Origin of the sequence: Allobosea robiniae, from assembly GCF_900102525.1 — a bacterium.
Taxonomy (GTDB): domain Bacteria; phylum Pseudomonadota; class Alphaproteobacteria; order Rhizobiales; family Beijerinckiaceae; genus Allobosea; species Allobosea robiniae.
The window spans coordinates 545,403-568,074 of record NZ_FNBZ01000004.1; the positions used below are offsets into that span (position 1 = coordinate 545,403).

Consider the following 22,672-nt stretch of genomic DNA (forward strand, 5'->3'; position numbering starts at 1 on the left):
TCAGGCCTCGGCCGCCTCGTCGGCTTCCGCCTCAGGCTCCTCGGCCGGCGCCTCGATCCAGCCGGCGTGGATACGCGCGGCCATGATGATCGCTTCCGCCTCCTGGCGCGACAGGTCGAACCCATCGAGATAGCCGGCGTGGCGGGTGGTCTCGCCATCCTTGCGCTCGGTCCAGCCGACGAGATCGTCGGTGGCGCAGCCCGCGAGATCCTCGACGCTCTTCACGTCGTTCTCGCCGAGCGCGACCATCATGGATGTGGTGACGCCCTCGACCTCGCGCAAGGCGTCCTCGACGCCGAGCGCACGGCGCTTCTCGTCGAACTCGGCCTCGACCGCGGCGAGATGCTCCTGTGCGCGGCTCTGGATCTCGCCGGCGGTGTCCTCGTCGAAGCCCTCGATCGAGGCGAGCTCGGAGAGGTCGACATAGGCGACCTCCTCGACATTGCGGAAGCCTTCCGAGGCCAGGAGCTGGCCGACCGTCTCGTCGACGTTCAGCGCGTTCATGAACAGGTCGGTGCGCTGCACGAATTCCTTCTGGCGGCGCTCCGATTCCTCGGCTTCGGTCAGGATGTCGATGTCCCAGCCGGTGAGCTGCGAAGCGAGGCGGACGTTCTGGCCGCGGCGGCCGATGGCTAGCGAGAGCTGCTCGTCGGGAACCACGACCTCGATCTTGTCGGCTTCCTCGTCGAGCACGACCTTGGCGACTTCCGCCGGCTGCAGGGCGTTCACGACGAAGGTCGCAACATCCGGCGACCACGGGATGATGTCGATCTTCTCGCCCTGCAATTCGCCGACGACGGCCTGCACGCGCGAGCCGCGCATGCCGACGCAGGCGCCGACCGGGTCGATCGAGGAATCGCGGCTGATGACGGCGATCTTGGCGCGCGAGCCAGGGTCGCGGGCGACAGCTTTGACTTCGACAATCCCGTCATAGATCTCGGGCACTTCCTGGCCGAACAGCTTGGCCATGAACTGCGGATGGGTGCGCGACAGGAAGATCTGGGGGCCACGCGGCTCGCGGCGCACGTCGTAGACATAGGCCCGGGCCCGGTCGCCGACCTTGAAGGTCTCGCGCGGGATCATCTCGTCGCGGCGGATGATCGCTTCGCCACGGCCGAGATCGACGAAGACATTGCCGTATTCGACGCGCTTGACCGCGCCGTTGACGATCTCGCCGATGCGATCCTTGTACTCGTCGTACTGGCGATCGCGCTCGGCCTCGCGCACCTTCTGGACGATGACCTGCTTGGCCGACTGGGCGGCGATGCGGCCGAAATCGAAGGGCGGCAGCGGATCGGCGATGACGTCGCCGGCCTGGGCAGCCGGATTATGGCGCTTGGCCTCGTCGACCGTGATCTCGATCGCCGGGTTCTCGACGAGGTCGACAACCTGGAGATGGCGGGCGAGGCGCAGTTCACCGGTCTTGGTGTTGATCTCGGCATGGACGTCGGTCTCGGCGCCGTAGCGCGAGCGGGCGGCCTTGGCGATGGCGTCCTGCATGGCGTCGACGACGATCTGGCGGTCGATCGACTTCTCGCGGGCGACCGCGTCGGCGATCTGCAGCAGTTCGAGCCTGTTGGCGCTGACGACCATGACGCTCACTCCTCTTCGTTATTGTCTTGAGGGACCGTCTCGCCGGCCTTCGTCGGCCGCGGTCCCAGCGATTTCCCTCGGCCCTTCTTCGGGCTGGCGATCTCTTCGGCGGCCGGCATCTCCGGCGGCAGACCGGACTTGCCGCGGCGCAGCGATTCGGTGACGAGCGCGTCGGTCAGGACGAGGCGGGCCTCGGCGATCGCCCGCATCGGAATCGCGACGTCACGCTCTTCCTCGCTCCTGGCGTCGTCGCGCGTCAGCAGCGCGTCCTGGCCCGCGACACCGCGCAGGATACCACGGAAGCGCTTGCGCCCGGCAACCAGCTCGCTCGTATCGATCTTGGCGAGATGGCCGGCCCAGCGCTCGAAATCGCTGGCGCGCACCAGCGGCCGGTCGATGCCCGGCGACGAGACCTCGAGATGATAGGCCGCCTGAATGGGGTCGTCGACATCGAGCGCCGGCGACACCGCCTGGCTGATCGCCTCGCAGCCCTCGACATTCATCGTGCCGTCCGGCCGTTCGGCCATGATCTGCACGGTGCAGCCATTCTGGGCGCTGACGCGCACACGCACCAGCCGGTAGCCGAGATCGACGATCGCCGGTTCGATGATCACGGCGACACGCGCCGCGACGCCACCCTCGACGACGAGGCGGGGTTCCTGATCGGGTGCCGTTGTCGGCTCGTGGGTGGGTTCACTCATGGCCCGGACCGTTCCGTCTGCCTCCGGCGGGTCGCGGCCAATAAAAAAGAGCGGGCCGGTGGGCCCGCTCTTGATCATCGGCGTTAACCGATACCAGAGCTGTTGCCCGCTATTTAGTCCGCATCGCCCCGATATGCAAGCTCGGTTACGGCGGCGCTAACCCGATGGTCATCCTTCGCATGCCAGAGTGCATGACGGGATAGCGGTTGAGGATCAGGTATGAGTGCGGTCGGCTCGCTGCTGCGAGATCTCGAATCCACGATGCTGCGCGGCTCGAACGAAGAGCGCGCCGACATCCTGTCACGGCTGACGGATCTGTTCCTGGCCACGGCCGTCCATATGGACGAGGAGCAGGTCGGCGTCTTCGACGTCGTGATCGGGCGGCTGTCGCGCGCCATCGAACTGCGCGCCCGCGTTGAACTGTCGGAACGGCTCGCGCCGGTGCCGAATGCACCGAGCGGCATCGTGCGCCAGCTCGCCCTCGACGAGATCGCCGTGGCGCGGGCCGTGCTGGTGCAGTCGCCGCGCCTGAACGACCAGGATCTCGTGGCGATCTCCGCCGCCAAGGGGCGCGACCATATGCTCGCGATCACCGAACGGCCCGAACTCGGCGAGCCCGTCACCGATTTCCTGATCCTGCGCGGCGGGCGCGTCGTCACCCATGCGGTCGCGGCCAACCAGACCGCACGCTTCTCCCGCCACGGCATGGGCGTGCTGGTGATGCGGGCGGCGCAGGACGATGCGCTCCAGCACACGCTGGGCTTGAGGCGCGACATTCCGGCGGAACTCGTCGACCAGCTCATGACTGCCGCCAAGAACTCCGCCCGGCGTCGGCTCAGCGAGAGCCTCGAACCCGTCCTGGCGGGCGAGGTCGACGGCGCGGTCGAACGCGGAGCGGACGCGATCGCCGCCGGAGGCCAGATGCCCGGCGAGCTCGGTGCCATCAGCGCCGCCCTCGTCGAAATCCGCGAACTGAACGAAGCCGGCCTGCTCGACGAGGCCAAGGTCCGTGACTACGCCCGCGACGGCGCGGCCGAACATGCGATCTGCGGCGTCGCCGTGCTGGCGCAGCTCGGCCTGCCGGCGAGCGAGCAGATCATTCTCGGCAGCGACCGCGAGGCGGTGCTGCTGGTGGCGCGCGCGCTCGGCTGGTCGTGGGAGACGACAGCGGCGCTGATCTCGCTGCGCAAGGATTTCGGCAAGTCGCAGGCCTCCGTCGACCGCGCCCGCGAAAGCTTCCGCAACCTCGCCCAGGGGACCGCCCAGCGCGTGCTCGGCTTCCTCAGGATGCGCGACGCAAAGCCGTGAGATAGCTGGAGATGCGCCCCTCGCGGACCGCCTTCGCCTCGTAGCGGGTGCGAATCCAGCCGGGATAGGGCGTGCGCCAGTCGCCCGGCCGCTCGTCGGTCCAGTCGAAATCGGGCGAGGCCATCAGGCGCGACAGCGTCCAGCCGATATAGTCATCGATATCACTGGCGAAGCGGAAGCGCCCGCCGGGGCGAAGCGCACGGGCGAACAGGCCGAGCGTATGCTCCGAGACGAAACGGCGCTTGCGCTGGCGGCGCTTCGGCCAGGGATCGGGATAGAGCAGGTCGATCGCATCGAGGCTGCCGGCCGGGAAGCGCGGCAGCAGAAGGGCGGCATCGTCGTCCCAGACGCGGATATTGGTCAGCCCCTCGCGCTCGGCGACGGCCAGGAACTTGGCCATGCCGTTGATGAAGGGCTCGACGCCGATGAAGCCGATCTGCGGGCTCTCGCGCATCCGCATCAGCAGATGCTCACCGCCACCGAAGCCGATCTCCAGCCGGACCGCCTCGACAGCTTGCGGGAACAGCGCCTTGAGGTCGGCGATCCCGCCTTCGGGCAGGCGTAGGCGCGGCAGCGTGTGCTCGATCAGATGGCTCTGGCCGTCGCGCAGGGCCTTGCCCTTGCGGCGGCCATAGAAGGCGCGGTCGTCATGATCGGGGTCGTGGGTCATGATCGTCTTCGTATCGCTTTGTCCGATAGAGCGTCGTCATTCCGGGCGCAGCGCAGTGGAGATCCGGAGCGACGGCGGTGTTTCAGCGACCTGATCCATCAAGTCAAAGAAAAAAGGCCGGGTGAACCCCGGCCTTTCCATTCATGACCCGACGGTCAGTCTCAGGCGACGGCCTTCTTCAGCGCGTCGACGAGATCGGTCTTCTCCCAGGAGAAGGAGCCGTCGCGGCCGGCCTTGCGGCCGAAATGACCATAGGCCGAGGTCTTGGCATAGATCGGCTTGTTGAGGCCGAGATGGTTGCGGATGCCGTTCGGCGAGAGATCGACCAGCTTGCCGAGGACCTCCTCGAGCTTGGCCTCGTCGACCTTGCCGGTGCCGTGCAGGTCGACATAGATCGACAGCGGCTTGGCGACGCCGATGGCGTAGGAGAGCTGGATCGTGGCGCGATCGGCGAGCTTGGCCGCGACGACGTTCTTGGCGAGATAGCGCGCCGCATAGGCCGCCGAGCGATCGACCTTGGTCGGGTCCTTGCCCGAGAAGGCGCCGCCGCCATGGGGAGCAGCACCACCATAGGTGTCGACGATGATCTTGCGGCCGGTCAGGCCGGCGTCGCCGTCAGGGCCGCCGATCACGAACTTCCCGGTCGGATTGATGTGCCAGACCGTGTCCTTGGAGATCCAGCCATCCGGCAGCGCCTGGCGGATATAGGGCTCGACGATCTTGCGGACGTCGGCGGAGGTCAGCGACTCGTCGAGATGCTGGGTCGAGAGCACGATCTGGGTGACGCCGACCGGCTTGCCGTTCTCGTACTTGACCGTGACCTGGCTCTTGGCGTCGGGGCCGAGCTTGGCGGCCGCGCCCTCGCCCTTCTTGCGGGCGAGCGTCAGCGTCTCGAGGATCTTGTGGGCGTAATAGATCGGGGCGGGCAGCAGCTCGGGCGTCTCGCGGCTGGCATAGCCGAACATGATGCCCTGGTCGCCGGCGCCGACATCCTTGTTGCCGGCCTCATCGACGCCCACGGCAATATCCGCGGATTGCGGATGCAGCAGCACGTCGATCTTGCACTTCTTCCAGTGGAAGCCGTCCTGCTCGTAGCCGATCGCCTTGATCGCCTTGCGCGCGGCCGACTTGACCTTGCTCTTCATCGCCTTCTCGTCGAGCGAGGTACGGACCTCGCCGGCGATGACGACGCGGTTGGTGGTCGCCAGCGTCTCGCAGGCGACGCGGACCTTGCTCGCATCCATGCCGGCCTTGGCCGCTTCCTTGAAGAACAGATCGACGATCTCATCGGAGATGCGGTCGCAGACCTTGTCGGGATGCCCCTCCGAGACGGACTCGCTGGTGAACAGGTAATTCTGGCGTGACACGGTCGGCGCTTCCCTGAATCGGCACATGGAAAAGGCCGGCGCAGCGGCGCCAGCCCGACGAGGACCCGTCATTGCAGCGGACGCGTTCGTCGTCAAGCGGAAAAGTCCGCTTATCGGGAGGATCGTTCGTCACATCGAACGAAACGAGGACGATATCACGCCTTTCCGGCGTCTTCCTCCGCGAGCGCCTCGACGAGATCGATGATGCGCCGGCGAACCCGGCCGCTCTTGATCTGCGTGAAGGCCTTGGTGAGCTGCACGCCCTCGCTGGTCGCCAGAAACTCGGAAATATAGGTCGTCGCGGCGGAATCGGCGAAGCCGGGCTCCGGCAGGTCGCCGGTCGGAGCGCCATCGAAGAAGAAGGCCACCGGCACATCCAGCATCTTGGCGATCTGCTGCAGGCGGCTCGCGCTGATGCGGTTGGAGCCTTTCTCGTATTTCTGCACCTGCTGGAAGGTCAGCCCGAGTGCATCGCCCAGCTTCTCCTGGCTGACGCCGGCGAGCATCCGACGCATGCGGACGCGGCTGCCGACATGCTTGTCGATCGGATTGGGGACCTTCTTGATCATGATTCACCCTGCTTAGGCATCAGTGTCATGACCAGGAGCCGCCATCCTGGTCGGCGCGGTAGCCGTCCTTTATTATAGGCGCCGCAGCTAATCCACCCTTTGCCGCGAAAAAGTTCCAATCGGGATTAATTCCGGGCCCGAAACCGGGAAAAAGCGAGAAAAAGCAGCAGCAATCCCGCGAAGGCGATATCCCCCGCCCTGGCGTAAAGCGTGACGGGGCCGCTGCGCGGCAGGCTCGAGTCCAACATGCCCTCGACGCCCAGCGGCAGGCTCGCCACGGTGCGGCCGTAGGGATCGACCACCGCGGAAATCCCGGTATTGGCGACGCGCACCAGCGGCAGGCCTTCCTCGATGCTGCGCAGACGCGCCTGCGCGAAATGCTGGTAAGGGCCGCTGGTCTGGCCGAACCAGCCGTCATTGGTCAGGTTCAGGAAAAAGCCGGCGCGCGGACCGCGCGCGGCGACGTCGCCCGGAAACACCGCCTCGTAGCAGATCAGCGGCGCCGCCGTCGGCAACCCCTTGATCGCGAGCGGCATCCGCGCGCTGCCCGAAGCGAAGCCGCCGGGAATCGAGACGAACTCGGAGAGACCGACCCGGCGGATCAGCGTCTCCAGGAACGGCGGCAGGTATTCGCCGAAGGGGACGAGATGGACCTTGTCGTAGCTGGCGACGATGACGCCCTCGTCATTGACCACCTGGATCGCGTTGTAGATCGGCGGCCGGCTTTCGCCGGGCAGCGTCTCGCCGGCGCGCGCCGCGCCGGTGATCAGCGTCACGTCCGGCGGCAGGACTGCGCCGATGCGCGACAGGGCGCCGGGCGTGCGGCCGAGCAGGAAGGGAAAGGCCGATTCCGGCCAGATCAGGTGCGTGACGCTCTGGAGGCCCGACGTGGTCGGGCTGGTCGCCCGATCGCTCAGCTCCAGATAGCGTTCGAGAATCGCCGCGCCGTTATTGCCGTTGAACTTGGCATCCTGCGGCAGGTTGGGCTGCATCAGCCGGAGCTTCACGCCGGCGACGAGCGGCGAAGGAGCGGACGGCAGGCGCCAGTATCCGAAGGCGAAGAGGCCGGCCAAGGCCACCGCCGCCAGCAGCAGAGGCAGGTTGCGCCCCGCCGGCGTCCGGGCCGTTCCGAGCACGGCCGGGGCCGCGCCGATCGCCACCGCGAACAGGGTCAGGCCGTAGAGCCCCACCAGCGAGGCGGCCTGCGCGAGATGGATCTCGCCTGCCAGCATCATGCCGTAGAGGTTCCAGGGAAAGCCGGTCAGGACATGGCCGCGCAGCCATTCGCTGATGCCGAGCATGGCCGCGAGCACAAGGATGCGCCCGGCGCCCCTGGGCCAGGCCAGCCGCGCCAGGCCGAAGGCGCAGGCCGGGAAGAGCGCGAGGAAAGCGGGCAGGGCAACGACGCCGAGCGGCATCGCCCAGGCAAACTTGTCGGCCTCGACGAGAAAGGCGGCGCCGAGCCACCACAGGCCGGCGAGAAAGAAGCCGAAGCCCCACCACCAGCCGACCGCGAAGGCGGCCCGGAAGCGGCGCCAGGCGCTGGTGCCCACTGCGCCGTCGATCAGCCAGACCGCGATGGTCATCGGCACGACGACGAGTGGCCAGAGGTCGAGCGGCGGCAAGGCAAGCGCGCCGCTCGCCCCGGCGATGAGCGCGACCAGGCGCTTCCGCCAGCCCCAGCCCAGGATGACGGCCTCCGCTGCCCCCGACAGCCCCATCAGCCCGGCTCCATCGCCGGTTCCTCCGTGGCGGGCTCGCCGTGACAGTGGATGGTCAGGCGCTTCACGCGGCGCTGGTCCGAATCGAGGATCTCGAAGCTGAGGCCATCCGGCCCCTTCACCATCTCTCCAAGGGTCGGCACGCGGCCTGCCAGCGTGACGATCAACCCGCCGAGCGTATCGATGTCATCCGCCACTTCGTTGCCGGAGAGGTCCACGCCGGTCGCCTCCTTGAGCTCGGCGAGGGTCGCGCGCGCATCCGCCGTGAAGCGGTTCTCGCCGGCGGGCACGATCGGGGTCTCCTCGAGATCATGCTCGTCCTCGATATCGCCGACGACGATCTCGATCAGGTCCTCGATCGAGACGAGGCCGTCGGTGCCACCATACTCGTCGATGACCAGCGCGATATGGGTGCGGGTCGACTGCATGCGGACGAGAAGGTCGACAGCCGGCATCGAGGGCGGAACATAGAGGACGGGGCGCAGCAGCTTCGTCTCGGACAGGCGCGTCGAGAGGTCGACAGCCGAGAGCGTATGGGGAATGGCGAGCTTGCCGTTCTCTTCCGGCGGCCGGTTCTCCCCGGGCCGTGCCTTCTCGGCGATGTATTCGAGGAAGTCGCGGATATGGACCATGCCGCGGGGATCATCGAGCGTGTCGTCGAAGACCGGCAGGCGCGAATGGCCGGCGGTGCGGAAATGCGCGAGCAGCTCGTCCAGCGTCGCATCCGCCGGGACGGCGACGATATCGGCGCGCGGGATCATCACGTCGTCGACGCGGCGCTCGCGCAGGCTCAGCACATTGGTGAGCATCGCGCGTTCCTGGGCGGAGAGATCGGCGAGCTCGCCATTCTCCTCGGCCAGGGCCTCGACGATTTCCTCGCGGGCGGTGCCGCCGCCGCGCAGGCCGAGCCGGTCGAGGAATTGTCCGAGCCAGTGGCCGAGGCCACGGCCGGTGGTTTCGTTCTGGGATTGTCGACTGTCGTCGCTCATGATCGTGGGGCTTACGGGGAAGAAGGGCTAAGCGCCGTGACGAGTTCGGCACCGGCATAGGGATCGGACACGCCGAGACGGGCAAGCGCCGCGATTTCGAGCGCTTCCATGCGGCGCGCCTCGGCCTCGGTCTCATGATCCTCGCCGAGGAGATGGAGCAGGCCGTGGATGGCTAGGTGGCGCAGATGGTCGCTCACGCTCTTGGATTCGGCCTCGGCCTCGCGCAGCACGGTCTCATAGGCGATGACGATGTCGCCGAGCAGCGGGCTCTGCGCGATGCGCTCCGGCGGGGCGGCCGGGAAGGAGAGCACGTTCGTCGCCTTGTCGAAGCCGCGCCAGTCGCGGTTGACGGTGCGAATGCGCCTGTCGTCGGTGAGCAGCAGGCTGAGTTCGGCGCCGGGCATGGGCTTGCGCGGCGCGACCGCGATCCCGGCTTCCAGCGCCTCATTCAGCAGCGCGCGCAGGCTCGCCAGCTTGCCCAGCTCATGCCAGCGGCGCGACTGCGCCCTGAGGTCGAGATGGATTTCCGGAGACGTCTTCTCGGGTGGCGGCGCCAGGCGCCGCCCGCGAGGTCGATCGTTCATCGCGGCCGCTCCCGCGCCAACATCCGCTTCAGCCCTTCGCTGTCGCCTTCCCGATTGAGATCCGGGGGCACATCGGGATTGCGCAAGCGCTCCTCCCGTTCCTCGCGCTCATGGCGCGCTGCGCTCTCATAGGCCATGACGATGCGTCGCACCAGATCATGCCGGACGACATCGCCTTCCTCGAAGCGGGCATAGCCGACGCCCTCGACATCCTTGAGCAGCTTCACCGCTTCGTTCAGGCCGGAACGCTGGCCCGGCGGCAGGTCGATCTGCGAGGGATCGCCGGTGATGATCATGCGCGAGCCCTCGCCCAGGCGGGTGAGGAACATCTTCATCTGCATCGAGGTGGTGTTCTGCGCCTCGTCGAGCAGCACGACCGCATTGGTCAGGGTGCGGCCGCGCATGAAGGCCAGCGGCGCGATCTCGATCATGCCGGTCTGCAGGCCGCGCTCGACATGGCGCGCCTCCATGAAGTCGTTGAGGGCGTCGTAGATCGGGCGCAGATAGGGATCGACCTTCTCGCGCATGTCGCCGGGCAGGAAGCCGAGCCGCTCGCCGGCCTCCACCGCCGGGCGCGACAGGATCATGCGCTCGACCACGCCCTGCTCGATCAGAGAGACGGCATGGCCAACGGCGAGCCAGGTCTTGCCGGTGCCGGCCGGGCCTTCGGCGAGGACGAGCTCATGGCGCTTGAGCTGGCGCAGATAGGCGTCCTGCGCGGCATTGCGCGCCCTGACAGGTCCGCGCTTGCGCGTCACGACCGCGTCGAAGGAGGTCTTGCCGGCATCGGCCGTCGGGAAGAGCGAGCGCTGGACGTTGCTTTCCTCGATCGCGCCGTCGACCTCGCCGAGGGTGACGGGCGCGCCGGCCTTGGCGCGGGCATAGAGCGTCTTCAGCACGCGCCCGGCCTGCTCGGCCGTCTCGCGGGGGCCCTTGACGGTGACGTGGTTGCCGTTCGGACTGACCACGACACCGAGGCGGCGCTCGAGATGGGCGAGGTTCTGGTCGTATTGACCGAAGACCAGGCTGGCCAGGCCGTTGTCGTCGAAGGAGAGCACGACCTCCGTCGCCGCCAGCCCATCACGGCCCGCGCTTTCGCGCACACCGCCCTCGGGGCGGGCTGGCGCGAGATCGCGCCGCGGGTTCCGGTCGGGTCTTTGCGTCGTCGAATCAGCCTGTGCCAAATGCGTCGCCTCGCTTCAGGCCGGGGTAGCGGAGGATGGTCCGGCCCCGGTACCTATTCCAGACGGGCAGGAGCGCCCGGCCGGGTCGTCTCGCAGCATAACCGGACGCAACAATTTCAGCCTGATGACAGGCCACCGCCCATCCCTGGCAAATGGTGACGAGGCGGGGCGCGCTCAAGCGGCCAGACCCTTCCCACTGGCGTCGCCAGGCTCCACCAGCCGGCCGAACAGGGAATTGGTGCTCGTCCTCTCGATCATCACGCGCACGATATCGCCGATCTGATTCGTTTCGCTCTCGATCTGCACAGCCTGCAGATAGGGCGACTTGCCGGCAAGCTGTCCGGGATACCGCCCCGCTCTTTCCAGGAGCACATCCACAGTCCGTCCGACCATGGCGGCGTTGAAGGCCTGCCGGTGATGCTCGATGCGCGCCTGCAGGCGGTAGAGCCGCTCGTTCATCAGTTCGCGCGGAACCTGCGCCGTGAGCTCGGCCGCCGGCGTGCCGGGGCGCGGCGAATAGTTGAAGGAATAGCTCGACGCGAAGCCGATCTCGTCGACGAGGCGGATCGTCTCCTCGAAATCGGCATCGGTCTCGCCGGGGAAGCCGACGATGAAATCCGAGGACAGGGCGATGTCGGGCCGGGCCTCGCGGATGCGCTCGATCAGGCGGCGATACTCGTCGCCGGTATGCTTGCGGTTCATCGCGGCGAGGATGCGGTCCGAGCCCGCCTGCACCGGCAGATGCAGGAAGGGCATCACCTGCGGCAGATCGCGATGCGCGGCGATGAGATCGCTGTCCATATCTCTGGGGTGGCTGGTTGTATAACGGATGCGGGCGATGCCCGGCACCGCGGCGACGCGATGCATCAGTCGCGCCAGGCTCCAGACGGCGCCGTCCGGCCCCTCGCCGTGATAGGCGTTGACGTTCTGGCCGATCAAGGTGACGTCGCGCACGCCGGCCTCGGCGAGGCGCTCGACCTCGGCCATGATCTGCGCGACGGGACGCGAGAACTCGGCGCCGCGCGTATAGGGCACGACGCAGAAGGCGCAGAACTTGTCGCAGCCTTCCTGAACGGTGACGAAGGCCGAGACGCCGCGCGCCAGAATCGCCTGCCGCTTCGGTGCCGGGAGGAAGCCGAACTTGTCCTCGATCGGCAGATCAGTGTCGACGACGCGGCGCTTACCGGCCTCGGCCAGAAGCTCCGGCAGGCGGTGATAGGCCTGCGGCCCGACCACGAGATCGACGGCGGGCTGGCGGCGCTGGATCTCGCCGCCCTCGGCCTGGGCGACGCAGCCGGCGACGACGATCTTCGTCTCCTGGCCCTCGGCGCCTTGTGCCTTCTTGATGTCGCGCAGCTTGCCGAGCTCGGTATAGACCTTCTGCACCGCCCGGTCGCGGATATGGCAGGTGTTGAGCAGGATCAGGTCCGCGCCCTCCGGCGTCGCCGTCTCCTCATAGCCCTGATGGCTCAGGATATCGGCCATGCGCTGCCCGTCATAGACGTTCATCTGGCAGCCGAAGGACTTGATATGGACTTTCTTCATCGCCGCGGATCGGGTCTCCAAAGCGCATCCTTTACTGCGGATCGGGCGCCTTGGGAACGGCCGCAGGATGCAAACGGATGGGAAGCAAGCAGCGGACCAGCAGCTTCAGGCTTCCGGGCGGCCGGTGACGGCCCGGCGACGGGCCTTGCGGACCGAGGCTTCGGCCAGTCGCGTCGCCTCCTTGCGGGAGGTCGCACGGCCCATCACGATCGGCTCGCCCCAGACCAGTTCGACATCGATCGCGCCGCATTCCAGCACATGCTTCAGATGCGGCCAGAGCTCAGTATCGCCGTACCAGGCGAGCGCGGCGCGGCCGACGCGGCCGCCCGGCAGGTTCTGCCAGCCGGTATAGGTGAGGGTCAGCGGATAGACCGTCACATCCGCCGTGGCGTCACCCATCGCCTGATGCGCGGCGCCGAGCAGGGAGGAGCGGAAGGGCAGGATGCGCGTGCCGTCGCCGGTCGTACCCTCGGCAAAGAGCACGACCTCCTCGCCGCCGGCGATGCGTGCGCCCATCGTGGCGGCCATGCCGGCGGTCGCGCTACGGCGCTGCCGGTCGATGTAGAGGGTGCGCTGGAGATTGGCGAGGAAGCCGACCACCGGCCATTCGCCGACCTCGCTCTTGGCGACGAAGGCGAGTTCCCGTTCGGCACCGATCACGCCGATATCGAGCCAGGAGACGTGGTTGGACACGATCAGCGCCCCGGTTCCGGCCGGCGGCGGCGCACCGCGTACCTGCCGCCGCACGCCAAGGCACCAGCAGGTCAGGCGATGGAAGCGCAGCGGCAAAGCGCCTCGCCGCGACGGCGCAACACGCATGACGACGAGCTGGGCGAGGACGAGCCCGAGCGTGCCGGTACACAGCATCGCCAATCGGGCGAGCGCACCGATGCGGAGGCCGTTCATGCGCAGGCGGGTCCGGTCATCGGCGGAACGGGCAATCCCATCGGGAGGTCGAGATGCCGTCAATGGCGCGATTGCGCCGGCTTGTCACGCAAGATCGAGCCGCATCGCGATCGCGGTGGCGCGGGAGCCGTCCGGCTTGGGGTAGTAGCCCTTGCGCCGCCCGACCTCGCGAAAGCCGAAATGGCGATAGAGCCGTTCGGCCGGAAGATTGCCATCCTCGACCTCGAGGAAGACATGGGCCACGCCCTCTTCGGCCAGCCGGGCGAGATGCGACGCCAGGAGCGCGCGGCCGAAACCGTCGCGGCGGCGTGCAGGAGCAACCACGATGCTGAGAATCTCCGCCTCGTCGGCGGCCTTGCGCGAGATGACGAAACCCTCGGGATGGCTGCTGCCGCCGCTGAAGACGCCGTCAGTCGACACCGCCGAATCGGCAATCAGCGCCGCACATTCGGCCGGCTCCCAGCCACGGGCGAAACCGCCCTGATGGTGCAAGGTCGCGACATCACGGGCGCGGCCGGCATCGAGCCGCATCGTGCGCAGCGGAGCCGAATCAGGGTGAAGCAATCTGCGTAGCCAATCCATGCCGCCTGTTCGCACAGACTGACGCCGCGGCAACCACCATTTGGGGGATGCGCTCACCGGCGCGGCAGGCGGGCTTTGTCCTGCGGCGTCGTCTCCGGCGCCTTCAGGTAGAGGGGCCGCGGCGGCGCGCTGTCGGGATCGGCGATGAAGCCGAGCCGGGCGACCCAGGCGATGTCGGGCGCCCTGGCATCGTCGATCACCAGCGCATCGAGGCCGATCGCCCAGGCTTCGTTGGCGACGGCGAGCGCCGAGGAGCCGACGAGGCTGACCGGCCCGGCGCCGATGGCGCGGGCCGCGTCGCGATAGCTGACCTGCCGGAGCGAGACCAGGGGCTTGCCCTCCGCCGTCAAGGCCTGGAACCAGACCTGCCCGTGCCTGGCATCGAGCGCGGCGGCAATGACACGGCCCGATTCGCGCCCGATCAGGGGCGCGGCGCAAGCCGCGACGGTGGTGACGCCGACGGCGGGAATGCCGGCCGCAAAAGCGATGGCGCGCGCCGCGCTGACACCGACGCGCAGGCCGGTATAGCTGCCGGGACCGACGGTCACGGCGACGCGCGAGAGCGAACCGAAGCCGCCCTCGACATCCTTCATGACACGCTCGACCAGCGGCATCAGCGCTTCGGCATGGCCGCGTTCCATCGCGATCTGCTCGATCGCCAGGGGCTTCACCATGTCGGCCGTATCCAGCACGCAGGCCGAGCAGGCGCCGAGCGCGGTATCGATCGCGAGAATGCGCATCAGGATGTCATTCCGCGACAGGCCACGCTCATCGTCACCAGCAATCCCGTTCCGCTCAGACGGCTTCGACTTCGCGCACATCCGGCAGGAAGTGGCGCAGCAGGTTCTGGATGCCGTGCTTCAGCGTCGCGGTCGAAGAGGGGCAGCCCGAGCAGGAGCCCTTCATCGCGAGATAGACCGTGCCGTCGCGATAGCCGCGGAAGGTGATGTCGCCGCCGTCGCCGGCGACCGCCGGGCGGATGCGGGTTTCGAGCAGGTCCTTGATCGTCTCGACGGTCTGCGCATCCGCGGGGTCGAAGAACTCGCCCTCCTCGATCACATCCGCTGCCGAGCCGGCTGCGAGGACCGGGGCGCCCGACATGAAATGCTCCATGATGGCGCCGAGGATCGCGGGCTTCAGATGCGGCCATTCGCCGTCCGACTTGGTGACGGTGATGAAATCGGAGCCGAGGAAGACGCCGGAAACGCCGGTGACGCCAAACAGGCGCTGCGCCAGCGGCGAACGCTCGGCGTCGGCGAGATCGCGCAGATCGAGCGTGCCGTCGGGCATGACGGCGCGGCCGGGGAGAAACTTCAGAGTCGCCGGATTCGGCGTGGCTTCAGTCTGGATGAACATGGATACCTCCGGTACCGGCGATTCAAGGTCGCCGTTCCTGGCTCCGATATAGGCCGCCGGCTGGAATCATTCCAGCGGCATGGGATCACAGTCGCACGCCTTCAGGCGAGGGCGTCGATCTCCTCGTCCTCGAGATGGCCCGGCACGATGGCGACGGGGATCGGGAAGCTCGCCGAGGATTTGCCGGCGAGCGCGCTGACGAGCGGGCCCGGCCCCTTGCTGCTCGTGCCGGCTGCGAGCACGAGCAACGAGATATCCTCGTCCTCCTCGATCAGCTTGACCAGTTCGTCGGCCTTGTTGCCGATGCGCACGACCTTCTCGGGTTCGAGTCCCGCAAGGGTCCGGACGGCGGCGGCGGCCGTCTCCAGTCGCTTCTCGGCTTCGGCTTCGGCTTCGGCCTGCATGACCTCACCGACGCCGAGCCAGGTCTCGTGCTCGGGCGGGGTGGCGACGCCGAGCAGGACGATCGCCGCGCCGACACGGGCGCAGCGGCGCGCGGCGAAGCGAATCGCCTTGCCGCATTCCTCGCTGCCATCGACCACGGCGAGGAATTTCGGGCGATGGCCCGTCTCGTAGGACCGCCGTCTCTTGACCATGAACTGTCCTGCCGCCGCTTCAGGGACGGGCATGGTGGCCTGCGCGGGCACCCCGGCGCAAGTCCACCTAGCGTCACCGGCTCCGGACGAAGCCGACGATGTCCTTGACCTCGCGCATGATCGGCGCCGCGATCGCATCGGCCCGATCCGCGCCCGCGCCGAGGATATCGTCGATATGCTTCGGCTCCGCCAGCAGGCGGCGCATCTCGCCGGCGATCGGCGCGAGCTTCTCGACCGCGAGATCGACCAGCGCCGCCTTGAAGCCGGAGAACTGACCGCCGCCGAACTGCGTGAGAACCGCCTGCTTCGACGTGCCGGAGAGCCCGGCATAGATGCCGACGAGGTTTTCCGCCTCCGGCCGGCCTTCCATCCCCTTCTCCTCGGAGGGAAGCGCCTCGGGATCGGTCTTGGCCTTGCGGATCTTCTGCGCGATCGCCTCGGCATCGTCGGTCAGGTTGATGCGCGAATAATCCGAAGCGTCCGATTTCGACATCTTCTTGGTGCCGTCGCGCAGGCTCATGACGCGCTGGGCGGGACCCATGATCATCGGCTCGGGCAGCGGGAAAAAGCCGAGCTCGCCAGTGCCAAGACCACGCTCCGCGATCTGCGGCCCGAAATCATTGTTGAATTTCTGGGCGATGTCGCGGGTCAGCTCGAGATGCTGCTTCTGGTCCTCACCGACCGGGACATGCGTCGCCTTGTAGAGCAGGATGTCAGCCGCCATCAGGCTCGGATAGGCGTAGAGGCCGAGAGAAGCGTTCTCGCGATCCTTGCCGGCCTTCTCCTTGAACTGGGTCATGCGGTTCATCCAGCCGAGCCGGGCGATGCAATTACAGATCCAGGCAAGCTCGGCATGGCCAGGCACCTGGCTCTGGTTGAAGATGATGCTGCGCTTGGGATCGATGCCGGCCGCGATATAGGCGGCCGTGACTTCGCGGATGGCGCGCTTCAGGTCGGCCGGGTCCTGCCACATCGTGATCGCATGCATGTCGACGACGCAAAACACGCAATCATGCGTCTTCTGCATCGCGACCCAATTGGTCAGCGCGCCCAGATAATTGCCGAGATGCAGCGTCGAAGTCGGCTGCATGCCTGAGAATACGCGCTGATGAAAACCCGACATGGGGCACTCCGTCGTCACGATGGAGAAGGGAAGCGGCGCTTCTGGCTCAACCCCGCCGCTTGCGCAAGGGGAGAGCACCGAAAGCCCCGAGCATCAGGCCCGCCGCGCCATAGGACGCCACCCCCCCGAGGCAGAGCAGGCCAAGCCCCCCGACCCGCTGCAGGGCCAGCTGATCGAAGGCCAGGAACGTCGCCAGCAGCCTGAGCAACAGCTCCAGAACGGCCAGCATGATAGCGCTGGCACCGAGGCTGGCGGCGATCGGCCGCAAGCTGCCGATGCTCGGGCGCCAGATTCCGTCCCGCAACAACGCTCCGCCGAGCAGGCAGGCCTGCGCCACGAAGGCGCATGTCGCCGCGAGCGCAGCCATTTCCGCCGCATTGCCCTGATCTGCCAGGCTGAACCCGACGAAGGCGGCGACGAGCACTGCGACGCCGCCGGAGATCAGCGGCAGGCGCGGCGCCCGGCGCGCGAAATAGACCTGGCCGAAGACCTTGGCGGCGATGGCGAAGGGCAGGCCGTAGCCGAACATGGCCAGCGCCGCCGCCGTCCGGGCGCGATCGCCGGCATCGAAGCGGCCATACTCGAACAGCGCCGAGACGATCGGCTCGGCCAAGGCGACGAGCGCCGTCGCGGCGGGCAGGGCCAGCGCGAGGCCCAGCGCCAGAGCCTGCCCGAGCATGGCGTCGGGACCCTCGCGATTCGCTGCCAGCGCCATGTCGGAGAGCACGACGGTGCCCATCGCGACCCCGACGAAGCCGAGCGGCAGCTGGAAGACGCGGTCGGCATAGTAGAGCGCGGCGACGGCGCCCGGCCCGGTCGAGGCGATCTGCGTCGCGACCAGCAGGACAAGCTGGGCGGCGGAAGCCGCGAGCAAGGTCGCGCCGCCGGTGCGAACGAGCCGCGTCATGTCCGGCGACCAGCGCAGGCTCGGGCGCGGCAGGCCGGGGCCACGTAGCGCCACGAGGATCATGACGAGATGGGCGAGACCGGTCAGGCTGGTGCAGAGCGCGAGCCATCGCGCCCCCGCTTCCGGCTGCGTCTCGCTGGCGTGCAGCAGCAACAGGACGACGAGCAGGATCGCGTTCATCAGCGCCGGCGCCAGGGCCGCGACGGTGAAGCGCTTCTCGGCATTGAGCAGTGCTGCCAGCATGGCGGCCAGCGTCGTCAGGAACAGGAAGGGCAGCATCAGCCGGGTGTAGGACGCCGCCAGAGCCAGGGTTTCGGGCGCCTCGGCGAAGCCGCCGGCCAGGCCCAGCACGAGCCAGGGCGCGAAAAGCTCACCCAACCCGACGAGCACCAGCAACAAGAACCCGATCTGCGCAGCGGCCTCGCCGGCGAAGTCGCGCGCCGCCGCCTCGCCGCGCTCGCCCTTGATCGCAAGGTAGAGCGGCACGAAGGGCGCATTGAGCCCGCCCTCGCCCAGCACACGCCGGACGAGATTGGGTAGGCGCAAAGCCGCGAGGAAAGCATCCGCGACCGGCCCGCCGCCCAGCAGGCGGGCGATCAGCACGTCGCGCGCGAAGCCGAGCAGGCGCGATGCGACCGTGGCCGCGCCGACGACGGCAGAATCGCGCGCAAGACGGGAGGATTCCGGCGCTGATGCCGCCGGTTTCTCCATCAGAGAATGAACCGGCTCAGGTCGGCATTCTTGGCGAGGTCGCCGATGCGCGCCTCGACATAGGCCGCATCGATCGTCACCGCCTCGCCGGAACGATCCGGCGCCGTGAACGAGATCTCGTCCAGAATGCGCTCGATCACGGTCTGGAGCCGGCGGGCGCCAATGTTCTCGACCGTGGAATTCACCTCGACGGCGATGCGGGCGATGGCGTCAATCGCGTCAGCCGTGAAGGTGACGGAGACCTCCTCGGTCGCCATCAGCGCGACGGATTGCTTGATCAGGCTTGCTTCCGTGTCGGTCAGGATGCGCTTGAAATCCTCGATGTCGAGCGGGTTGAGCTCGACGCGGATCGGCAGGCGCCCCTGCAGTTCCGGCAGCAGGTCGGACGGGCGCGAGACGTGGAAGGCGCCGGACGCGATGAAAAGGATGTGGTCGCTCTTCACCGCACCGTGCTTGGTCGCGACGGTGGTGCCCTCGATCAGCGGCAGCAGGTCGCGCTGCACGCCCTCGCGGGAGACGTCGGCGCCGCCCTTGCCCTCGCGGGCGCAGATCTTGTCGATCTCGTCGAGGAAGACAATGCCGTTCTCCTCGACCTCACGGATCGCCGCCTGGATGATCGCATCCTGGTCGATCAGCTTGTCGCTCTCCTCGGCGAGCAGCGGCTGGTAGGCGTCCTTGACCAGGACGCGCTTGGGCTTGCCCTTCTGGCCAAAAGCCTTGCCAAGCATGTCGGAGAGGTTGATCGCGCCGATCGAGGCGCCAGGCATGCCGGGGACCTCGAACATCGGTGCGGAGGCTCCGGCGCCGGCCGCGACCTCGACCTCGATCTCCTTGTCGTCGAGCTCGTTGGCGCGCAGCTTGCGGCGGAAGGAATCGCGCGTCGCCTGGCTGGCATTGGCGCCCACCAGCGCATCGAGCACGCGCTCCTCGGCCGCGACATGGGCCTTGGCCTGGACATCCTTGCGCCGGCTGTCGCGCACCAGCGCGATCGCGACCTCCACGAGGTCGCGCACGATCGATTCGACGTCGCGGCCGACATAGCCGACCTCGGTGAACTTGGTCGCCTCGACCTTGAGGAAGGGCGCATTGGCGAGCTTGGCCAGACGCCGCGCGATCTCGGTCTTGCCGCAGCCGGTCGGTCCGATCATCAGGATGTTCTTCGGCGAGACTTCCTCGCGCAGCGGCCCTTCGAGCTGCTGGCGGCGCCAGCGGTTGCGCAGGGCGATGGCGACGGCGCGCTTGGCGTCCCTCTGGCCGACGATGAAACGGTCGAGCTCCGAGACGATCTCACGAGGGGAAAATGACGTCATGATGCTGGCTTGTCCGAATGAAACTGCATGATGAGAGTGGTATCGGCGCTGCAAGTGACCTCCGGCATCGGCCGGAAGCCGGCCTTCCGGTAGGCTGCGACCGCGCGCCCGTTGCCGGGATCGGGATCGATGACGATGGTACGATAGCCCTGAGAGGACAAAAGCTCGCAGAAGCGGCGCAGCACGGCCGAGCCGATGCCCTGACCAAGCCGGTCGCCGTCAGCCAACGACAAATCCACGCCGACCGCCGTGGCCGGCACCTGCATCAGCCAGGGATTGTCGTCCGCCCATTCGGGACGCTGATGCGGCGCGACGTGCCAGAACTGGATGTAACCTGCAGGGCGACCCGCCACGACGAACAGAAACGGCCTGCAGGTCAGGTCGCGCCCTTCGACCATGTCGCGGATATAGCCGAGTTCGGTCTCCGGCTCGCCCCACCATTCCTGCCAATGGGGGCGCCTCAGCCAATCGGCCAGCAACGCATAATCGTCCCGCTCGACGGGTCTGAAGCCGATCTCGTCCTGCGTCACGCCGCCTCCAGCGTCTCGATGACGAGCGAATGGTTGGTGTAGACGCAGATGTCGCCGGCGATCTTCATCGCCTTGCGCACGATCGCCTCGGCATCGGGCTCGACATCGATCAGGGCGCGGGCCGCCGAGAGGGCGTAATTGCCGCCCGAACCGATCGCCATCACCGCGCCGTGCTCGCTCGCCTCGGGTTCGAGCACGTCGCCGGTGCCCGAGATCAGCAGCGACACCTCCTTGTCGGCGACGAGCAGCATCGCCTCCAGCCGGCGCAGATAGCGATCGGTGCGCCAGTCCTTGGCGAGTTCGACGCAGGCGCGCAGCAACTGGGTGGGATATTGCTCGAGCTTCTTCTCCAGGCGCTCGAACAGGGTGAAGGCGTCGGCGGTGGCGCCGGCAAAGCCGGCGATCACCTCGCCCTTGGCGAGGCGGCGGACCTTGCGGGCATTGCCCTTCATGATGGTCTGGCCGAGCGAGACCTGGCCATCGCCGCCGATGACGACGCGCCCGCCCTTGCGCACCATCAGGATGGTGGTGGCGTGCATGACGGGGACATTGCTGTTTTCGGACATGAGATGGCTAACCGGAGATCGAGACGGGGCGGCGGGTCACGCCAAACATGTTCAGGCGGGGCGGCTCTATCAAGAGGCAGGCCGCTAGACCACCCCGATAGGTCGTTTGGCGGAAGGCAGACCCTTCCCTTGAGTCAAGATACTCTCTCAAAGACAAGCCAGAGCTTTCGATATGGCCGGAAAGCCCTGTCAAGGATCAGTTCGATCCTGCTGCGGGCGAGTCCTTTCGCTGCGTTTAAACACCGGCAGGAAAACAGAGGATTTTCACTCCCTTAAGCTTTTAAGCAGTTTTTTATCATTAACGCCCAAAGGTCAGGGTTTAGATCGGCTTCCATTGTCGGGAAGCCGCCTCGGGGCGCCATTCATGAAATCTATCCGCCTGAAAATCCTTGCCATGCTGGCCATCGTCGCCGGCGGGGCCATCCTCTCAGCGATCATCAGCCTGTACGGGCTGTACAAGGCCGACGACCTCAACACCCGCTCCGAAATCCAGGGCAATGTCGCTTTGCTGACCCAACGCATCAACGGCGTGGTCACGGCCGTGGTGATGGATTCACGCGGCGTCTACATGTCGAAGACGAGCAAGGAGGCCGAGCCTTTCGCCAAGGGCATCGAGGATCGCTTCCCGACGCTGCGCAAGTTCTCCGCCGATCTGCAGAAAGTCGCGCCGGCAGAAGAACGCGCTGTCGTCGACCAGATTGCCAAGGCGGTCGAAGAGTTCATCACCTTCCGGGCGGAGACCGCCCGGCTCGGCCGCGAGGTTTCACCCGCAGCCGCCAATGAACAGGGCAACAACGAAGCCAACCGCTCCAACCGCAAGGCCCTGAACGACCTGTTGATCAATTTCAGCCAGCGCGTCGAGAAGGCCAGCATCGCGGTCAGTGCCGAGGCGACCGCCTTTACCCGGCAGGTCCAGTGGCTGATGCCGATCGTGCTGCTGACGACGCTGCTGGTTTCGGTCGGTGTCGCGCTCATTTTTGCCCAGCGCTCGATCACCCGCCCAATCCTGGATCTCAGCCGGGTCATGGAGAAGCTGACCGCCGGCGATACCCGCATCGACGTGCCTCATGCCCAGCGCGAGGACGAGATCGGCACGATGGCGCGCGCCGTATCCGTGCTCCGCCAGAGCACCGAGCAGGTCGCCCTGCTGCAGGAGCAGGAACGGGCCGCGGCAGCCACGCGCCTCGCCAGGGCGCAATCGATGGAAGCGGTGGTCTCGGATGTCGGCGAGGTCGTCGCCGCGGCCGCGGCCGGCGATTTCTCGGCGCGCCTGCAGATCGAGGATGCCGACGAGCAGATGCAGCGGCTGGTGGCCGGCATCAACGAGATCAACGCGGTGGTCGACGGGGCGACGACGGAGTTCGCCGGGGCCCTGTCGGCGATCGCGGGCGGGGACCTGACCAACCGGGTCGAGACGGCCTATCGCGGCCGCTTCGCCGACCTGAAGGGGGCGATCAACGAGACGGTGGATCGCCTCTCGGACACAGTGGCGACGATCCAGACGACCTCGGCCGACGTGGGTCTCGCCGCCCGCGAGATCAACATGGGCGCCGACGATCTGTCGAAGCGCACCGAGGAGCAGGCCTCATCGCTGGAAGAGACCGCCGCCACGACAGAGGAGCTCGCGGCCTCGGTCAAGGCCTCGGCCCAGGCCTCGAAAGATGCAGCCCGGATCGCCGACGAGGCGATGCAGGCGGCCGAGAACGGTGGCACTATTGCCGGCCAGGCGGTCGATGCCATGGCCCGGATCGAGAGCGCTTCGCAGAAGATCTCCGACATCATCCGGGTGATCGACGACATCGCCTTCCAGACCAACTTGCTCGCGCTCAACGCCGCGGTCGAGGCGGCGCGTGC

Annotated in this window: 22 protein-coding genes; 2 read left to right on the forward strand and 20 right to left on the reverse strand. The window is 67.4% G+C overall.

Annotation, left to right across the window (positions count from 1 at the left end):
* Complete coding sequence (gene nusA / locus BLQ70_RS14465; RefSeq protein WP_061971116.1) at positions 1-1,593, reverse strand: transcription termination factor NusA; 1,593 nt, start codon at positions 1,591-1,593, stop codon at positions 1-3.
* A 5-nt stretch (positions 1,594-1,598) separates the two neighbouring features.
* Entirely contained in the window at positions 1,599-2,294 is a 696-nt protein-coding gene (rimP, locus tag BLQ70_RS14470) for a ribosome maturation factor RimP (RefSeq protein ID WP_091857837.1), read from the reverse strand.
* A 219-nt stretch (positions 2,295-2,513) separates the two neighbouring features.
* On the opposite strand from rimP, the gene BLQ70_RS14475 reads away from it, so the two are divergent.
* Positions 2,514-3,602 (forward strand): DUF2336 domain-containing protein, encoded by a 1,089-nt coding sequence (locus BLQ70_RS14475; RefSeq protein ID WP_061971118.1) that lies wholly within the window; start codon positions 2,514-2,516, stop codon positions 3,600-3,602.
* Here the strand turns inward: BLQ70_RS14475 and trmB are convergent.
* From trmB to hslV, 18 genes are all read right to left on the reverse strand, one after another.
* Positions 3,577-4,272, reverse strand: coding sequence for a tRNA (guanine(46)-N(7))-methyltransferase TrmB (trmB, locus tag BLQ70_RS14480; RefSeq protein WP_091857654.1), 696 nt, complete (start codon positions 4,270-4,272; stop codon positions 3,577-3,579). The genes BLQ70_RS14475 and trmB overlap by 26 nt on opposite strands.
* A gap of 161 nt (positions 4,273-4,433) precedes the next feature.
* Positions 4,434-5,666: a methionine adenosyltransferase gene (metK, locus tag BLQ70_RS14485; RefSeq protein ID WP_091857656.1), complete on the reverse strand. Its 1,233-nt coding sequence runs from the start codon at positions 5,664-5,666 to the stop codon at positions 4,434-4,436.
* A 128-nt stretch (positions 5,667-5,794) separates the two neighbouring features.
* Complete coding sequence (locus tag BLQ70_RS14490) at positions 5,795-6,208, reverse strand: helix-turn-helix domain-containing protein (RefSeq protein ID WP_061971122.1); 414 nt, start codon at positions 6,206-6,208, stop codon at positions 5,795-5,797.
* Positions 6,209-6,333: 125 nt separating this feature from the next.
* Positions 6,334-7,929, reverse strand: coding sequence for an apolipoprotein N-acyltransferase (gene lnt, locus BLQ70_RS14495; protein WP_091857658.1), 1,596 nt, complete (start codon positions 7,927-7,929; stop codon positions 6,334-6,336).
* On the reverse strand, positions 7,929-8,918 hold the full coding sequence (locus BLQ70_RS14500; RefSeq protein WP_091857690.1) for a hemolysin family protein: 990 nt from the start codon (positions 8,916-8,918) through the stop codon (positions 7,929-7,931). Before BLQ70_RS14500 ends, lnt begins: the two co-directional genes overlap by 1 nt.
* An 11-nt stretch (positions 8,919-8,929) precedes the next feature.
* On the reverse strand, positions 8,930-9,502 hold the full coding sequence (gene ybeY, locus BLQ70_RS14505) for an rRNA maturation RNase YbeY (protein ID WP_091857692.1): 573 nt from the start codon (positions 9,500-9,502) through the stop codon (positions 8,930-8,932).
* Entirely contained in the window at positions 9,499-10,605 is a 1,107-nt protein-coding gene (locus tag BLQ70_RS14510; RefSeq protein ID WP_091857694.1) for a PhoH family protein, read from the reverse strand. The genes ybeY and BLQ70_RS14510 overlap by 4 nt, the downstream gene beginning before the upstream one ends.
* A gap of 255 nt (positions 10,606-10,860) precedes the next feature.
* Positions 10,861-12,231, reverse strand: a complete 1,371-nt coding sequence (miaB, locus tag BLQ70_RS14515; RefSeq protein ID WP_061971127.1) for a tRNA (N6-isopentenyl adenosine(37)-C2)-methylthiotransferase MiaB — start codon at positions 12,229-12,231, stop codon at positions 10,861-10,863.
* Between the two features lie 105 nt (positions 12,232-12,336).
* Positions 12,337-13,137: a lysophospholipid acyltransferase family protein gene (locus tag BLQ70_RS14520; protein WP_061971129.1), complete on the reverse strand. Its 801-nt coding sequence runs from the start codon at positions 13,135-13,137 to the stop codon at positions 12,337-12,339.
* Between the two features lie 84 nt (positions 13,138-13,221).
* Positions 13,222-13,701 (reverse strand): GNAT family N-acetyltransferase, encoded by a 480-nt coding sequence (locus BLQ70_RS14525; protein WP_244492993.1) that lies wholly within the window; start codon positions 13,699-13,701, stop codon positions 13,222-13,224.
* A 71-nt stretch (positions 13,702-13,772) separates the two neighbouring features.
* The gene (gene tsaB, locus BLQ70_RS14530; protein WP_091857695.1) at positions 13,773-14,459 is read right to left on the reverse strand and encodes a tRNA (adenosine(37)-N6)-threonylcarbamoyltransferase complex dimerization subunit type 1 TsaB; all 687 of its coding nucleotides are present in this window, start codon (positions 14,457-14,459) and stop codon (positions 13,773-13,775) included.
* A gap of 55 nt (positions 14,460-14,514) precedes the next feature.
* A complete protein-coding gene (locus BLQ70_RS14535; protein WP_091857697.1) occupies positions 14,515-15,075 on the reverse strand; it encodes a NifU family protein in 561 nt (186 codons plus the stop codon).
* Positions 15,076-15,176: 101 nt separating this feature from the next.
* Positions 15,177-15,671 (reverse strand): universal stress protein, encoded by a 495-nt coding sequence (locus BLQ70_RS14540; RefSeq protein WP_061971136.1) that lies wholly within the window; start codon positions 15,669-15,671, stop codon positions 15,177-15,179.
* A gap of 73 nt (positions 15,672-15,744) precedes the next feature.
* The gene (gene trpS, locus BLQ70_RS14545) at positions 15,745-16,794 is read right to left on the reverse strand and encodes a tryptophan--tRNA ligase (RefSeq protein ID WP_061971137.1); all 1,050 of its coding nucleotides are present in this window, start codon (positions 16,792-16,794) and stop codon (positions 15,745-15,747) included.
* Positions 16,795-16,840: 46 nt separating this feature from the next.
* Complete coding sequence (gene murJ, locus BLQ70_RS14550) at positions 16,841-18,412, reverse strand: murein biosynthesis integral membrane protein MurJ (protein ID WP_091857699.1); 1,572 nt, start codon at positions 18,410-18,412, stop codon at positions 16,841-16,843.
* The gene (gene hslU / locus BLQ70_RS14555; RefSeq protein ID WP_091857700.1) at positions 18,412-19,722 is read right to left on the reverse strand and encodes an ATP-dependent protease ATPase subunit HslU; all 1,311 of its coding nucleotides are present in this window, start codon (positions 19,720-19,722) and stop codon (positions 18,412-18,414) included. Before hslU ends, murJ begins: the two co-directional genes overlap by 1 nt.
* On the reverse strand, positions 19,719-20,252 hold the full coding sequence (locus tag BLQ70_RS14560) for a GNAT family N-acetyltransferase (protein ID WP_091857702.1): 534 nt from the start codon (positions 20,250-20,252) through the stop codon (positions 19,719-19,721). The genes hslU and BLQ70_RS14560 overlap by 4 nt, the downstream gene beginning before the upstream one ends.
* Positions 20,249-20,818, reverse strand: a complete 570-nt coding sequence (hslV, locus tag BLQ70_RS14565) for an ATP-dependent protease subunit HslV (RefSeq protein WP_274532901.1) — start codon at positions 20,816-20,818, stop codon at positions 20,249-20,251. Before hslV ends, BLQ70_RS14560 begins: the two co-directional genes overlap by 4 nt.
* A gap of 172 nt (positions 20,819-20,990) precedes the next feature.
* Here hslV and BLQ70_RS14570 point away from each other — a divergent pair.
* Positions 20,991-22,672: methyl-accepting chemotaxis protein (locus tag BLQ70_RS14570; protein ID WP_139163548.1), on the forward strand; the 1,682-nt coding region annotated here is incomplete at its 3' end.